Genomic DNA, 14,232 nt, shown 5'->3' with positions numbered 1-14,232 from the left:
GTGTCACAGCTCGCGGACGGTCATCAGCGATCGTCCGTAAGCGCTCTCCTTCGTCACGATTCCATTCTCGCGGAAGCCCAGCTTTGCCAGGACACGCCGAGACGCGACGTTCCAGTCCCACACGCCTGCGTGGATTCGCCGGTAGCCGGCCTGGCGCGCCCAATCCAGCACCGCGAGCGCGGCCTCGGTGGCATACCCGCGGTTGTGTACGGCGCGCAGCAGCTCGAACGCCAACTCGGGCTCGTCGGTGGCCTCGTCACCGCCCCACACGACACCGCAGTAGCCGATGGGCTCCTCCGTCTCACGCAACTCGACCGTGAGCAGCCCCGGCCGGGAAAGGTCCAGATCGCGAATGTGCGCGGCGATGTCCTCCACAGTCGGATGCCCGCTGGCATCCAATCGGCGGTGAGCGGGAACGCGGTCATCGCGTTCGGTCCACAACTGGTGGAACACCGCAGCGTCCGCCACGCTCTGTCGGCGCAGGATCAGGCGTTCGGTCTGCAGCCGGTCAAGCGGGAGCCTCAACGCCGGCGCCAACGACTGACGCACAGCCCGATCAGAGCGGCCGTCACGCCGACGACGAGCAGTGGCGCTGGGAACAGGAACACGGCGGACACGCCCGCAATCGCCATGACCACCGGCGCGTCCACCGCCCAGACCATGCGGACTGCTGCGCCAGCATCCCCCATCGGTGTGGGAATCGGCGTGAGCAGCACAGGTGGCAGCGGCCCCTTCAGCGCGCTGCTCGTCCGGGCGAGGACAGCATGCAATCCCAGCAGCAATGCGGCTGCGAGCGGCGGTCCCACGCCACTGCCTGAGGCGATCGCACAGACCAGGACCGTGGCGAGCAGAACGGCAAGGATCACCGTCACGGGGAAGAGCAGGTGGTGAGCGAGAAGGCTCTCATCGCTGATCCCATACAGCGGCAGGTCTGCGGCGACCCGTGCCGCATGGCGAAGACCATCGGAGAACGGTCCGAGACCGGCGAACAGCGTCACGCCCGCGGCCGCTCCGAGCAGCCATCCAGGTGTCGAATCCGCGAAGGCGAATGTGAGCAGCACCCCAGCGGCGATGAGCGCGAGGAGCCCGACGACGATCCGACCCGGAGTACGCGTCGCTCCGACGGCGTCACGAATCCAGAAGGTTCGTGCGAGCCCACGCGACTGTCGTACGGCACGGGTGCCGCGACCCCAGTTCGGGCGCGCCTGGTAGGTCGCTGCCGCAGTGTTGAAGTCCATGCTCGTCGCATGCATCGTCGCCGACTCCCAGCGCGACGCCTGCGCGATCAGCCTGCGGTATCCGAGACGATTCAGCAGCGTGGGCACCACCGAGACGAGCGCGACGGTCAATGCCGCCAAGGCGCCCACCGCGGTCAGTGAGCCACCGCCGGGATACGTTGCACCGACCCACCCCCAGGGGGTGAACGGCTGTAGCGCGGGCAGGCCCGCTGTGATCGATCCAAGGAGGACGATGCCGATCGCTGCCGGGATCGCCGCGGAAGGAACCGCCTGGCCCGAAAGCCAGGCAACAGTGGTGATGACCCCGACCATCGCCCCAGTGACGATGAAGCCTGTGACGCCGAAGGCGTCGACCACCCCATTAGCCGCGAGGCTCAGCGACACCACCGCGGTGATGGCTGTGCTGATCGCGGTCACGAGTACCCCACCACGCAGGAGTGGACCCAGGAAGGCATCTGCTCTGGGGACTGAACTCGCTGCGAGGGCGTGAGTGAGAAACGGCGGGAGGACTGCCGGTCCCCTGTCGCGCCCTACGAGCAGCGCGCCTGCCCACAGGGCGGCGCTCATCAGTGTGGCGACGCCAGGAGCAGAGGCCGAACCGAGCAGCGCAGACCCGTCGACTCCGCTCGCACTCAACCAGACCATGCGAGCCACCGGCACAACGGTGACCAGCGTCACCAGCAGACCCAGATAGACGACGTATCCCCGGTCAGCGACTGATCGGGTGCTTCGCGCTCGCCAGACCTTGAGTGCGGCCTGAGTTGTGGCACTCACGCGGCGGCCTCCAAGGTGATGGTGCGATCTCCCAGCCCATCCGCGATTCTCGGGCTGTGGGTCGCAATCACCAAGGTCACCCCGCTGTCGCGTCGGTTTCGCAGGGTGCGGATGACGGAGTCGATGTGCTCTGGATCCAGCCTCTGCTCCGGCTCATCGAGGATCAGCACCTCGCACGGCCGCACCAGGACGAGTGCGAGACCGAAGAGCTGCGTCTGCCCTGACGAGAGCTCATGCGGGAACCGCTGCTCCAGCGGGCCCAACCCCAAATCGGTGAGCACTTGTCCGGTCAGCTCCAGTGCCGCCGCGGCGCTGTCCATCCAGGTCGTTGCGACGAGCAGCACGTGGTCGAACACAGTCAGATCCGACGCCATCGGCGGCAGACCGATCATGGCCGCGACCCGCCTTCGGAACCGGGGATCACGTTCGACGACCTCATGGTCGCCGATTCTCACGGATCCACTTGATGGCAGTTGTGAGCCGGCGAGTACGCGCAGCAGAGTCGACTTGCCGGCTCCGTTGCGACCCCGAACCATCAGAGCCTCGCCCCTTTGCACTGTGATCGAGACTGGTGGAAGGAGAACGATGGCACCAGCCGTCACGCTGACTTCGTCCAGTTGAAGCATGAGGACATCCTCCCAGGTTGCGGCCGTCGCTTTCGGTGATGCGCGGGTGTCGGCCCGATCCGCCATCATGGGACCGTGAATCTGCTCGCTGCGCTCACGCGCTTCAACGAAGGCCACCCGTGGTCGCACAACGACGCGTTCTCGGGGTTCGTGCTCGGACAGGCGCGGGCCGTGCGCCGCGTGGGCGGAAGAGTCGCCGTCGACGTCGGATGCGGCACAGGCGGTCTCGTGGCGCGGCTCGCCGCCGTGTTCCCGACCGTGATCGGCATCGAGCCCGATGCGGAGACCGCTGCCGTCGCGAAGCGCCGGCTCGCACGAACATCGGATGCCCGTATCGAGCAGCGTGCATTCGGATCGGAATCGCCCGAGACGTACGACCTCATCGTGTTCGTTGCATCGCTGCATCACATGCCCCTCCGCGAAACGCTGCTGAAGGCCCGAGCCGCGCTGAGACCGGGCGGACGGATCGTGATCGTCGGGGTCGCGCGGGAGACCTCCGCGGATGCGGCTCGTTCGCTTGTCTCGGTCGTGCTCAACCCGCTCGTCGGCCTGGTCAGGCATCCGCGCCGTGCCGTCGCCCGTCCCACCCACATGCGGGCTCCGGTCGCCGAGCCGCGGGAGTCCTTCGACGAGATCGGTGCGGTCGCCGAGGAGGTGCTCCCTGGCATCCGACTGCGTCGCCGCCTCTTCTGGCGCTACACCGCGGTCTGGGCAGCCCCGACTGCTCGATGAGCTCGCCGCACGGACGCGGACGCTTGCTCAGATCCGCCCCCGCACCGGCGTGCGCTCGACGGCATCGCCACCATCGGGCATCGTCATCTCGGCTCGGACGCCCAGCAGACGCACTTCCCGCGTGGGGTCCAGCGCGGCCGCCAGTGCGAGGGCGGCGTCGATGAAAGTTGCGCGATCGCCCGTGGGCTCGGCGAGCTTATGACCGGTCGTGCGCGTCTCGAACGGCGCATACCGCACCTTGAGATGCACGCGCATGACTGAGCGCCCCTCAGCCGCGCAGTCGTCGAATGCCTGACCGGCCAGTTCCCCCACAGCAGCCTCGATGTCTGCCTTCGCGGTCAGGTTCTGCTGAAAGGTCGTCTCACGACTGTGGCTGCGAGCGACCCACGGAGTGTCATCCACATCGGCGGGACCGCGGCCAAAGCCGAGTCCGTGGTACCAGACGCCCATCTTCGGTCCGAACTCGGCGACGATCTCCGACTCGTCTGCCTCCGCCAGCTCGCGCACCGTGCGGATGCCGAGTTCAGCGAGGCGCTTCTGCACGCGGGATCCGACGCCCCAGAGCTCTCGGGTGCTGCGCTCCCCCATCACGTCGAACCAGTTCTGCTCCGTGAGGCGGAACACCCCGCGCGGCTTGCCGAAGTCCGTCGCGATCTTGGCCCGTACCTTGTTGTCGCCCATACCCACCGAGCAGTGCAGGGACGTCGCCTCTAGCACAGCGCGCTGCGCCGCCCTCGCGACGGCGTCAGGATCGTCGGTGACCGTCCCCAGAAAGCACTCGTCCCAGCCGATGACCTCCAGCACGACGCCGGGAATCCTCCTCAGCGTCTGCATCACCTGCGCAGACACCACCTCGTACGCCGCGTGGTCCACAGGCAGGAACACCGCGTCATCCGGAGCCTTTCGCGCCGCGATCTTCAACGGCATCCCCGAGCCGATGCCGTACGCACGCGCCTCGTATGAGGCGGTGGAGACCACAGCCCGCTCTGTCGGGTCTCCGCTGCCTCCCACGATCACCGGCCGGCCGGCGAGTTCGGGACGCCGCAGCACCTCAACAGCCGCGATGAACTGATCCATGTCGACGTGGAGCACCCACGGCACCGAAGTCATGCCTCGAGTCTGCGCCCTCGCTCGCGTTCTGTCACCACTGCCCGCCACTCCCCTATCGTGAGGGGATGACGATCGAGGTCCGCGCGGTCACCGCTGAAGACGAACACGCGTGGCGTGCGCTCTACAACGGCTACCGCGCCTTCTACAGACTGCCGGCCGACGAGACTGCGGCCGCACGCACGTGGCAGTGGATCCTGCACGGCGAGCACAGTCTGCTCGGTCTGGTCGCGACGGTGGATGGTCAGCCCGTCGGACTGGCGAACCTGCGCTGGTTCGCACGCCCGTCGACGGCGACCTTGGGGCTCTATCTTGATGATCTCTACACCTCGCCTGAGGCGCGCGCACACGGGATCGGCCGCGCCCTCCTCCGCCGCGCCGCCGAGATCGCGGCGCACGAGGGTGCGAGCGTCGTGCGGTGGATCACTGCCGCCGACAATGCCACCGCACGCCGGCTCTACGACGCCGTCGCCGACGCGACGCCCTGGGTCACATACGACATGAGCCCAGCGGCGGAGCCGCCCCGCTGATCGAACCGAGACGCGGCGCCTCACAAGCCGAGGGGCACCTGAGAGGATGGCGAGATGCACTCGCCAATTCCGATCGACCTCAGCACGTGGCCGCGCCGTCAGCATTTCGAGCACTTCTTCCGCGATGCTCCCTGCAGTTACTCGATCACCGTCGAGCTCGACGTGACAGAGTTCGTCGAGGCCGTGCGGTCAGCGGGCAGGCGGACGTACATCGCGCAGATCTGGGCGCTCGCCTCTGTGGTCAACAGCCATGACGAGTTTCGGATGACACTGACCGAGGCGGGTGCTCCGGCGATCTGGCCACACGTACATCCGTCATTCACCGTGTTCAACGAGGCCCAGGAGACCTTCTCGAGCCTGTGGACGCCGTTCGATCCTGACTTCGCGACCTTCCACGACAGCGCTGCTCAGGTCATCGCCGAGCACACCGGCACCACCGAGTTCTTCCCTCAGGGCGCGCCGCCGCGAAACTCGTTCGATGTGTCCAGCCTGCCCTGGACGAGCTTCACCGGGTTCAACCTGAACATCGATGGCGGCGGCAAGCACCTCGCCCCGATCTTCACCTTCGGGCGCTACACCGAGAGTGACGGACGCGTGCTTCTGCCCTTGGCGGTGCAGATCCATCATGCAGCGGCAGACGGCTTCCACACCGCACGACTCGTCAGCGAACTCAGCGAGCTGCTGCGGGACGGATCCTGGCTTGGCGCTCAGCCCGATCCGTTATCGTCTGGCGAATGAGTCGAATTCTGCTGGTCCGTCACGCGCAGGCACACGGCAGCGAGGCCGACGATCCAGCGCTGGACGAGATCGGCGAGCAGCAGGCGACGATGCTGGCCGCCAGGCTCGTTGGCGAGGACGTGACTCGCGTGCTCCACAGCCCCAAGCGCCGGGCGCGACAGACCGCCGCTGCCGTGGTGAGTCGTGCCGAATGCCCGACCGACACCACCGCACTGCTGGACGACCGCACTCCGGTTCCCTCCGCTGATCGTTGGGCGGACTACCCGTCGCACCGGTGGGACTGGTTGCGCGAGACGCCAGCCGACGAAGCTGATGAGGATGCCAGGCATCTGACGGCAGCGTGGGCGGAACTGTCAGCGGGCGGGCAGTCCGATTCCGGCACACTCGTGCTCGTCACGCACGCCTTCGTCATCGCCAGCTTCCTCAATCAAGTGCTGGCGGCTCCCCCGGCCGCGTGGATGCAGCTCCGTGTGGCGAACGCGAGCGTCACCGAACTCGAACTGCGGCCTGGCGTCGAGCCCGCCGTGCTCGGATTCAACGATGTGAGTCACCTTCGCGTGGCGCACTGACCCAGCTGAAACCGTCCGGGTCGGTGAATTCGCCATCGCCGACCACCGTCACGCGGTGCGAGCCGGTGCCCGCCGCAGCGTCGACGCCGACCTGCTTCGCCAGCTCCCCGCGCTTGTACAACGCGAGCGTCACGTCTCCCGAAGAGAACTCGACGTACTTGCCTCCGAAGCTCTTCGCCACCATCACGCCCTGGTCCTCGTAGAAGCGCTTGCTCGCCTTGACGTCCGCAACCCCGGTCAGAAGCACGAGCCGCTCCACCTTTCCGGTGGCTTCGCCGGTGTTCTTCTTGCTCGCACTCGCGATCTGCCACACGGTGCCATCGGGCGCGCGCAGCGAGCCGCCGTAGCCCCACATGCTCTTCACAACGGGCTTCAGCACCTCCGCACCGGCCGCGATTGCCCGATCGAACAGCAGGTCGACATCCGCAGGCTGCTCGAGGATGAGCGAGGGCGCGAACCCGCGAAACCCCGAGCTCGGGGCTGACGCGATGCCGATATCGACGAGACCTGAGAGCCCGAACGACTCTGCATAGAACCGCCCGGTGGGCTCGATCTGGTCGGCGGTGTCGACTTCCAAAGTGATGCTGTGAATGTTCGTGCTTTCGACGCTAGATCCGTCCCGCCGCGCAGCCTTCTCGATTCCTGACCGATCGCCAGCGCCAGAATGGACACATGCCGTCGTTCCCCGAAATCGTCCTGTCTGCCGAGGACGACCTGGTGCTCACTCCGCTGAACCGTGACGACGCGCCGGCGCTGGTGGCAGCCGTGCAAGACGCGGAGCTGCGACGGTGGCTGCCGCTCCCCTCGCCGTACACGCGCGAGCTCGCCGCGTCCTGGTGCACCGAAGTGTCGACCGCGATGCGCGAATCCGGTCGCGGCTTCGTGCTCGGCATCCGCCGCGACGGATCACTCGCCGGCAGCATCGACGCGAAGCGCGTCGACTGGCGCTCCCGCACCCTGGAGCTCAGCTACTGGACCGCAGCGGCGCACCGTGGACAGGGCGTGATGACAGCCGCCCTGCGCCGCGTGACGGCGTGGCTGATCGAAGAGCTCGGGTTCGAACGGGTGGAACTGCGCATCTCACCAGACAACGCCGGCTCGCTCGGCGTGGCGCGCAGCGCCAGCTTCATCCGCGAAGGCGTTGCACGCAGCGCCGGATTCACGGATGCCGGACGCACCGACCTCGTCATCTGGTCACACATTCCGGCCGATCGGATGCCCGCAGAGTAGCCTTGCAGGAGTGACCGCCGTTCCCCCTCTCCGCACCTCGCCAGGATGGCGCGCATGGTTGGTCTGGGGTGTCGCGGTCGCCGCGTACATCCTCGCGATCACGAACCGGAACTCCCTCAGCGCGGTGGGGGTCGACACCGCCGAGCGGTTCGACGCCGACGCCGCGACCCTTTCGATGTTCGCCGTCGTGCAGCTCGCCGTCTACGGCGGCATGCAGATCCCGATCGGCGTACTGCTCGACCGCTTCGGGTCTCGACCCATCATGGTGATCGGGATGCTGTTGATGGCCCTCGGCCAGTTCGTGATGGCGATCTCGCCCAGCATCGGCGTCGCGCTCGTCGCCCGCGTGCTGCTGGGTGCCGGCGATGCCGCGATCTTCCCCGCGGTGCTGCGCCTGGTGGCCACCTGGTTCCCGGCGCAGCGAGGCCCGATCATGGTGCAGCTGACGGGGCTCGTCGGGCAGACTGGTCAGCTCGCCGCGCTTCTGCCGCTCGCGGCCCTGCTGCACGCGACGTCCTGGACGATCACCTTCGGCAGCATCGCCGGCCTCGGATTGCTCTTCGCGGTGCTGGTCTGGGCGATCGTGCGCAACCATCCGGCTGAGCAGCAGGCCGACGTGAGCGTCAACACCGAGACCGGGGTCGTCCGGGTCGTCACGTCTGCCATCGACACCGGCGTCGGCATCCGCGCGGCGTGGGCGCACCCGGGCACCCGCCTCGCCTTCTGGTCGCACTTCACCACTCCCTTCGCAGGCACGGCCTTCCTGCTGTTGTGGGGCATGCCGTTCCTGACCGCCGGCGAGGGGCTCTCCGCCGCGGCGGCCGCAGGCTTGCTCTCGCTGAACGTCGTCGTGGCGATGTCGCTGAGTCCCCTGCTCGGGATGCTGTCGCGACGCATCCCGACACGGCGCTCGCTGGCCCTGGTGCTGCCCAGCATCGTCGTGCAGGTGATCGCCTGGCTCGCGGTCGCGTTCTGGCCGGGCCCAGCGCCGATCTGGCTGCTCACCGTGCTCGTCATCTGCCTTGCCGCCGGAGGTCCGGCATCCATGATCGCGTTCGACCACGCCCGCACGCACAACCCGGCGCACCGGCTCAGCACCGCAACCGGCGTGACCAACTCCGGCGGATTCCTCGCCGCGCTCGTGGCGATCTTCCTGATCGGCCTGATGCTCGATGTGCAGGGCGCCGGCACCCCGGACACGTACTCCCTGGAGGCGTTCCGGTGGGCCTTCCTCACCCAGCTGCCGCTGTGGGCGCTCGGCACCGCCTTCATCATCTACGAGCGCAAGAACACCCGCATCCGGATGGGGCTCGACCCCGAGAGAAGACGACACCGATGACCCACGGCTACCGCCTCAGCACCGACAGCGCCGACATCGACCGCGAGCGGGTGCACACGTGGCTCAGCGATCAGTCCTACTGGGCCAAGGGAAGAGCGCGTGAGCTGCAGGATGCCGCCATCGACGCGTCGCGCAACTATGCGATCCTCGACGCAGCAGGCACGCAGGTCGCCTATGCGCGCGTGGTCACCGACGGCGTCACATTCGCCTGGTTGTGCGACGTCTTCGTCGATCCCGCCGTACGGGGCAGCGGAGCCGGGAAGATGCTCGTCGCCGGAGTGGTCGCCGACATCGAGTCCCTGCCGGTGAAGCGCATCGTGCTGGCAACAGCCGACGCCCACGGGCTGTACGCGCAGTACGGCTTCGCGCCGTCGGAAGACCCCAACCGATACATGATCCGCGTGAAGGGCTGAGCGTCAGCCCCGCGGCGTCCACCCCATCGGGCGCGCTCCCCCGCGCCCGCCGTGCTCGAGGTCGGCCTGTGCAGACCAGCCCTGCGCAGCATCCACTGCATCGAAGCCCCCGCGCGCGAACCGCATGCCGACGTCGTCGTGGTGCATCCGCGGCGCGCCGCCGCGCCGCACCGACGCGCGCACGCTGAAGGCGTCATCGGCGAACCCGCCCCCGCGGAACACCCGGTAGTCGTCATACCGCTCGGGGTCCAAGAAGTCCCAGCACCACTCCCAGACGTTGCCGAGCGTGTCGAAGAGGCCGTTGAGGTTCGGCAGCTTGAGCCCGACGTCATGCGGAGCCGAACCGCCATCGGCAGCGGTCCACGCGGCATCGGGCAGCGGAGCGTAATGCGGGCCCACGGAGCCTGCCCGGCAGGCGTACTCCCACTCCGCCTCGGTCGGCAGACGGTATCCGTCGCTGTCGACGTGCCACGTGACGTCCTCGCCGTCGAACGTATAGGCGGGGTCGAGTCCCTCCCACTCGGAGGCTGCGTTGCAGAAGCGCACCGCGCGCAGCCAGCTGAGATCGCGGGCGGGGCGACGTGGATGCTGCGCCGGCACCCCGAGGACCTCAGCGAACTGCTCTTCGGTGACGGCGAAGACGCCGATCTCGAACGGCTCGAGCGGAACGGTGCGGTGCGTCTTGCGACGTGCGTCATGCAGCGTCACCGAGCCGGCCGGCAGCGCCTGCAGCTCCCAGAGATCCACCCTCGTCAGCCCCGCACCGGGACAGGTCCGGTGTGCGTGCCGGCGCCGCGTCGCGGATCCTCGCCCCCGGCGAGCCGCACGGCGAACACGCGCATGAAGAACTGGCACATCGGTCCGACCAGCAGCGCGAATGCCACCGTGCCGACGCCGACGTTGCCGCCGAGCGCCCAGCCGATGATCACCACGGTCACCTCCAGGCCGGTGCGCACCACCCAGATCGGCCAGCCCAGCTGCTGGTGCAGACCAGTCATGAGTCCGTCACGCGGGCCCGGACCGAAATGCGCGCCGATGTACAGTCCTGTCGCCGCGGCGAGCACTGTGAGGCCGATCGCGAAGAACAGCACCTGCAGCCACAGCGCATCGGGTTCGGGAAGGATCCGCAGGCCGAGGTCGGCCGCAGGCCCGACCGCCAGGGCGTTCAGGATCGCGCCGATGCCCGGCTTCTGCTTGATGGGGATCCACAGCAGCAGCACGATGACGCTGACCAGGATCGTGACTGTGCCGAAGGAAAGGGGCACATGCCGAGCGATCCCCTGTGCCAGCACATCCCAGGGCGCGGCGCCGATCGCCCCGCGGATGATGAATGCGATGCCGATTCCGTAGAGGAACAGGCCGACCGCGAGCTGCAGGAACCGACGCGGCAGGCGCCGCCCGCTGAAGCGACTCACTGCGGCATCCGCTCTACCCAATCGGCGTACTTCGCCGCGCGCCCGTCGCCGGACGACGTGCGTGTGACGCGCCGCTTGATCCACGGACCGACGAACTCCCTGTAGTAGGCGAACCCGGACGCTCCGGTCGGCAGCGCGGTGGTTGGCGCCCACCAGTCCTCGCGCGGTTCAAGACCCAGCGCATTCAGCACGCGCGCGGCCACTCGGTGATGCCCGTTCGCATTCATATGCAGACGGTCCTGTGACCAGTACCGCGGCTGCGACAGTTCGGCGTCCGGCCAGTTCCACGCGCGGATCACGTCGGGGCAGTTCTCGATCCGACGCTCGACGGCCGCAGCCAGCAGATCGCCGCGCTTCTGGAACACGTCGCCCATCGGCAGCTGCGGGCTGGGGTTCGCCCCCGAGAGCAGGATGAGCTGCACACCCTCTTCGTCGCACCGGCGCAGCACGCGGGTGAATGCATCGGCGATGTGCTCGATGTCGACGCCGGGCCGCAGGATGTCGTTGCCTCCGCCGTTGAAAGAGAGATGGGTGGGCTGCAGGGTCAGGGCGCGATCGAGCTGCTCGTCGACGATCGGCCACACCAGGCGCCCGCGGATCGCGAGGTTCGAGTACTGGATCGGCTCGCCGGTGGCATCCGCCCATCCCTGCGCCGTCAGATCGGCCCAGCCGCGCACCGTGCCGTCGGGGAGCTCATCCCCCACCCCCTCGGTGAAGGAGTCGCCGATCGCCACAAAACGCACTGCTGCCATCACTCCAGCCTATTCCCGCCGGCGGCCTCGGACGCCCGCGGGTCAGGTTCAGTCGTCGGCCAGCAATCGTTTCACGCGTGGGATGACCTCGGTGCCGTACAGCTCGATGCTGCGCATCATCGCCTCGTGCGAGAGCGTGCCGTTGGCGTACTTCAGATCGAAACGACCGACGCCGAGCGTGCGGATCGTGTCGGCGATCTTGGCCGCCACCCGCTCGGGCGAGCCACTGTAGACCGCGCCGGCGGGGCCGACCTCATTCTGGAAGCGCGCGCGACTGTACGCCGGCCATCCTCGTTCCCGCCCGATCGTCTCGTGCATCGCCTCGAACCCGGGGTACGCCTCGTCCCAGGCGTCATCATCGGTCTCGCCGACATGTCCTGGTGAGTGCACGACGATCGGGTGCGCCTGCGTGCCGTAACTGGCCACCGACCGGTGATACAGCTCGACGAACGGTGCGAAGCGCCCGGCTGATCCGCCGATGATCGCGAGCATCAGGCCGACGCCGTGGCGTGCGACGCGCATCACCGACTCGGGGCTGCCGCCGACGCCGACCCAGATCGGCATGCCGTTCTCGGTCTTGGGGAACACATCAGCGCCGTCCAGAGCGGGACGCATCGTGCCCGACCAGGTGACCGGCTGCTCCTTCACGAGCTCGACGAGCAGCTCCAGCTTCTCTTCGAACAGCGCCTCATAGTCGCGCAGATCGTGACCGAACAGGGCGAACGACTCGACGAATGATCCGCGTCCCACGACGATCTCGGCGCGACCGCTCGAGACAGCGTCCAGCGTCGCGAAGCGCTCGTACACCCGCACAGGGTCATCCGAGGACAGCACCGTCACCGCTGTGCCGAGTCGGATGCTGTCGGTGCGCGCGGCGATGGCGGCGAGCACCATCTCAGGAGCGGAGATCGCGAAATCAGGACGATGGTGCTCACCGACTCCGAAGAAGTCGATGCCGATGCTCTCTGCCAGCTCGGCCTGCGCCACCACGTTGCGGATCGTCTGCGCCTGACTGAGCAGCTCGCCGTCCTGGCCGCGGGTGACATCGCCGAAGGTGTCGAGTCCGAATTGGATCGACATGTTCAACTCACGAAGCTGCTGCGCAACGTGTCGAGGCCGACGCCGCCGATGTCGAGCGCCTGCTTGTGGAAGTCCTTGAAGTTGAACGCGTCACCCTGCTGCTCGCGCACGGTGTCACGCACCTGCTCCCAGATGCGCTGGCCGACCTTGTACGACGGCGCCTGCCCCGGCCAGCCCAGGTAGCGGTTGACCTCGAACTGACGGAACTCGTCCGGCATGTTGACGTTGTGGCGCATCTGGTCGAGGGCGTAGTCGTGGTCCCACACGCCCTGGCCGTCGAGCCGCGGCTTCTTCAGGTGCACGCCGATGTCGAGCACCACGCGCAGCGCGCGCATGCGCTGGCCGTCGAGCATGCCGAGCCGGTCGGCCGGGTCATCGAGGTACCCGAGCTGCTGCATCAGCCGCTCGGCGTACAGCGCCCAGCCTTCGGCGTGACCGGAGGTGCCGGCGAGCACACGTCGCCAGGTGTTCAGCTCGGCGCGGTTGTACGTCGCCTGCGCGATCTGCAGGTGGTGGCCGGGAACGCCCTCGTGGTAGACAGTGGTCAGCTCGCGCCAGGTGTCGAACTCGGTGACACCCGCGGGCACAGACCACCACATCCGGCCCGGGCGGGAGAAGTCGTCGGTCGGACCGGTGTAGTAGATGCCGCCTTCCTGCGTGGGCGCGATCATGCACTCGAGCTCGCGGATCTGCTCGGGGATGTCGAAGTGCGACGCACCCAGCTCGGCGATCGCACGGTCGCTGGTCTCCTGCATCCACTTCTGCAGCGCGTCGGTGCCCTGCAGTTTGCGGGCCGGATCGGCCTCGAGGTGCGCCACGGCCTCCTCCACGGTGGCACCTGGCAGGATCTCGCGGGCGATCGATTCCTGCTCGGCGATCATCCGCGCGAGCTCCTCGCGCCCCCACTCGTAGGTCTCGTCGAGGTCGATGGTGGCGCCGAGGAAGCGGCGGGAGTTCAGCGCGTACAGGTCACGACCGACGGCATCCTCCTCCCCTGCCACCGGGGCGAGCTCGCCGGTGAGGAACTCACCGAGCGCGTCGTACGCGACGCGTGCGGCGCCGGCGTGGTCGGCCAGGTCGCGGGCGAGGGATGCCGGCAGCTGGCCGCCCTTAGGAGCAGCTCCCGCGACGAAGTCGGCGAAGAAGCCCTCGTCGGCGCTGTAGCGGGCGATCTGCGTCGCGACCTCGCGCACCTGGCGGCGGGCAGGGACCACGCCGTGTCGGATGCCCTCGCGCAGCGTCTCGATGTAGCCCTTCAACGCTCCGGGGACCGCTGACAGGCGCTCGGAGACGACCGACCAGTCCTCGACGGTGTCGGTGGGCATAAGATCGAACGCCTGACGGAAGTCCTGCGGCGCAGATGCGATGACGTTGAGGTCTCGCAGATGCCACTGGGCGTCGTGCAGCTCCGACTGCAGGCGCAGCTCGGCCGACAGGTCTGTCTTGGTGACCTCGTCGATCTTGTCGACCGGCTCGAGGGCATCCAGCTTCGCGAGAGCGTCGCGGGCTGCCGCGACGGCGCGGTCGTGTCCGGCGGGGCTCACGTCGTCGAGCCGGGCGTTCGCTTCATTGCGTCCGATGTAGGTGGCAAGGACCGGCGACAGCTCGACCAGCGTGTCGACCCAGTCCTCGGCGACCTGGTCGATGGCGGACGGGGTGCGGGGCTCAGCAGTCATGGATTCGAGCCTA

17 protein-coding genes are annotated in these 14,232 nt (G+C 68.1%); 7 read left to right on the top strand and 10 right to left on the bottom strand.

Going from position 1 to position 14,232, the window contains the following annotated elements; translation table 11 throughout:
* Positions 1 to 3: 3 nt before the first annotated feature.
* From MNR00_RS08800 to MNR00_RS08790, 3 genes are read right to left on the bottom strand one after another with little or no spacing between them, the layout of a single operon-like run.
* The gene (locus MNR00_RS08800) at positions 4 to 525 is read right to left on the bottom strand and encodes a GNAT family N-acetyltransferase (RefSeq protein WP_241925568.1); all 522 of its coding nucleotides are present in this window, start codon (positions 523 to 525) and stop codon (positions 4 to 6) included.
* On the bottom strand, positions 522 to 2,012 hold the full coding sequence (locus MNR00_RS08795; RefSeq protein ID WP_241925567.1) for a DUF6297 family protein: 1,491 nt from the start codon (positions 2,010 to 2,012) through the stop codon (positions 522 to 524). The genes MNR00_RS08800 and MNR00_RS08795 overlap by 4 nt, the downstream gene beginning before the upstream one ends.
* Positions 2,009 to 2,638, bottom strand: coding sequence for an ABC transporter ATP-binding protein (locus tag MNR00_RS08790; RefSeq protein WP_241925566.1), 630 nt, complete (start codon positions 2,636 to 2,638; stop codon positions 2,009 to 2,011). Before MNR00_RS08790 ends, MNR00_RS08795 begins: the two co-directional genes overlap by 4 nt.
* 75 nt (positions 2,639 to 2,713) lie before the next feature.
* Here MNR00_RS08790 and MNR00_RS08785 point away from each other — a divergent pair, with 75 nt between their 5' ends.
* Positions 2,714 to 3,370, top strand: coding sequence for a class I SAM-dependent methyltransferase (locus MNR00_RS08785; protein ID WP_241925565.1), 657 nt, complete (start codon positions 2,714 to 2,716; stop codon positions 3,368 to 3,370).
* Between the two features lie 27 nt (positions 3,371 to 3,397).
* On the opposite strand, the gene MNR00_RS08780 is transcribed toward MNR00_RS08785, so the two are convergent.
* Entirely contained in the window at positions 3,398 to 4,480 is a 1,083-nt protein-coding gene (locus MNR00_RS08780; RefSeq protein ID WP_241925564.1) for a DNA polymerase IV, read from the bottom strand.
* A gap of 65 nt (positions 4,481 to 4,545) precedes the next feature.
* On the opposite strand from MNR00_RS08780, the gene MNR00_RS08775 reads away from it, so the two are divergent.
* Genes MNR00_RS08775 through MNR00_RS08765 form a run of 3 tightly spaced genes read left to right on the top strand, consistent with a single transcriptional unit; the run spans position 4,546 to position 6,314 of the window.
* On the top strand, positions 4,546 to 5,007 hold the full coding sequence (locus MNR00_RS08775; protein ID WP_241925563.1) for a GNAT family N-acetyltransferase: 462 nt from the start codon (positions 4,546 to 4,548) through the stop codon (positions 5,005 to 5,007).
* A gap of 54 nt (positions 5,008 to 5,061) precedes the next feature.
* Complete coding sequence (catA, locus tag MNR00_RS08770) at positions 5,062 to 5,745, top strand: type A chloramphenicol O-acetyltransferase (protein ID WP_241925562.1); 684 nt, start codon at positions 5,062 to 5,064, stop codon at positions 5,743 to 5,745.
* Complete coding sequence (locus MNR00_RS08765) at positions 5,742 to 6,314, top strand: histidine phosphatase family protein (RefSeq protein WP_241925561.1); 573 nt, start codon at positions 5,742 to 5,744, stop codon at positions 6,312 to 6,314. The genes catA and MNR00_RS08765 overlap by 4 nt, the downstream gene beginning before the upstream one ends.
* Here MNR00_RS08765 and MNR00_RS08760 read toward each other — a convergent pair.
* Positions 6,280 to 6,891: a glyoxalase gene (locus MNR00_RS08760; protein WP_241925560.1), complete on the bottom strand. Its 612-nt coding sequence runs from the start codon at positions 6,889 to 6,891 to the stop codon at positions 6,280 to 6,282. The two genes, MNR00_RS08765 and MNR00_RS08760, sit on opposite strands and share 35 nt — an antisense overlap.
* A gap of 95 nt (positions 6,892 to 6,986) precedes the next feature.
* Here MNR00_RS08760 and MNR00_RS08755 point away from each other — a divergent pair, with 95 nt between their 5' ends.
* Genes MNR00_RS08755 through MNR00_RS08745 form a run of 3 tightly spaced genes read left to right on the top strand, consistent with a single transcriptional unit; the run spans position 6,987 to position 9,296 of the window.
* A complete protein-coding gene (locus MNR00_RS08755; protein WP_241925559.1) occupies positions 6,987 to 7,544 on the top strand; it encodes a GNAT family N-acetyltransferase in 558 nt (185 codons plus the stop codon).
* Positions 7,545 to 7,554: 10 nt separating this feature from the next.
* On the top strand, positions 7,555 to 8,883 hold the full coding sequence (locus MNR00_RS08750; RefSeq protein WP_241925558.1) for an MFS transporter: 1,329 nt from the start codon (positions 7,555 to 7,557) through the stop codon (positions 8,881 to 8,883).
* Positions 8,880 to 9,296 (top strand): GNAT family N-acetyltransferase, encoded by a 417-nt coding sequence (locus MNR00_RS08745; RefSeq protein ID WP_241925557.1) that lies wholly within the window; start codon positions 8,880 to 8,882, stop codon positions 9,294 to 9,296. Before MNR00_RS08750 ends, MNR00_RS08745 begins: the two co-directional genes overlap by 4 nt.
* A gap of 3 nt (positions 9,297 to 9,299) precedes the next feature.
* Here MNR00_RS08745 and MNR00_RS08740 read toward each other — a convergent pair whose 3' ends face one another.
* From MNR00_RS08740 to MNR00_RS08720, 5 genes are read right to left on the bottom strand one after another with little or no spacing between them, the layout of a single operon-like run.
* A complete protein-coding gene (locus MNR00_RS08740) occupies positions 9,300 to 10,043 on the bottom strand; it encodes an SUMF1/EgtB/PvdO family nonheme iron enzyme (protein ID WP_241925556.1) in 744 nt (247 codons plus the stop codon).
* Positions 10,044 to 10,048: 5 nt separating this feature from the next.
* A complete protein-coding gene (locus tag MNR00_RS08735; RefSeq protein WP_241925555.1) occupies positions 10,049 to 10,711 on the bottom strand; it encodes a hypothetical protein in 663 nt (220 codons plus the stop codon).
* A complete protein-coding gene (locus MNR00_RS08730; protein ID WP_241925554.1) occupies positions 10,708 to 11,463 on the bottom strand; it encodes an SGNH/GDSL hydrolase family protein in 756 nt (251 codons plus the stop codon). The genes MNR00_RS08735 and MNR00_RS08730 overlap by 4 nt, the downstream gene beginning before the upstream one ends.
* 48 nt (positions 11,464 to 11,511) lie before the next feature.
* Positions 11,512 to 12,543, bottom strand: a complete 1,032-nt coding sequence (locus MNR00_RS08725) for an Atu2307/SP_0267 family LLM class monooxygenase (RefSeq protein WP_241925553.1) — start codon at positions 12,541 to 12,543, stop codon at positions 11,512 to 11,514.
* A 2-nt stretch (positions 12,544 to 12,545) separates the two neighbouring features.
* Positions 12,546 to 14,219, bottom strand: a complete 1,674-nt coding sequence (locus MNR00_RS08720; RefSeq protein ID WP_241925552.1) for a DUF885 domain-containing protein — start codon at positions 14,217 to 14,219, stop codon at positions 12,546 to 12,548.
* Between the last annotated feature and the right edge of the window lie 13 nt (positions 14,220 to 14,232).

The organism is Microbacterium sp. H1-D42, from assembly GCF_022637555.1.
GTDB lineage: Bacteria > Actinomycetota > Actinomycetes > Actinomycetales > Microbacteriaceae > Microbacterium.
This window is presented reverse-complemented; position numbering and strand designations above follow the sequence as displayed.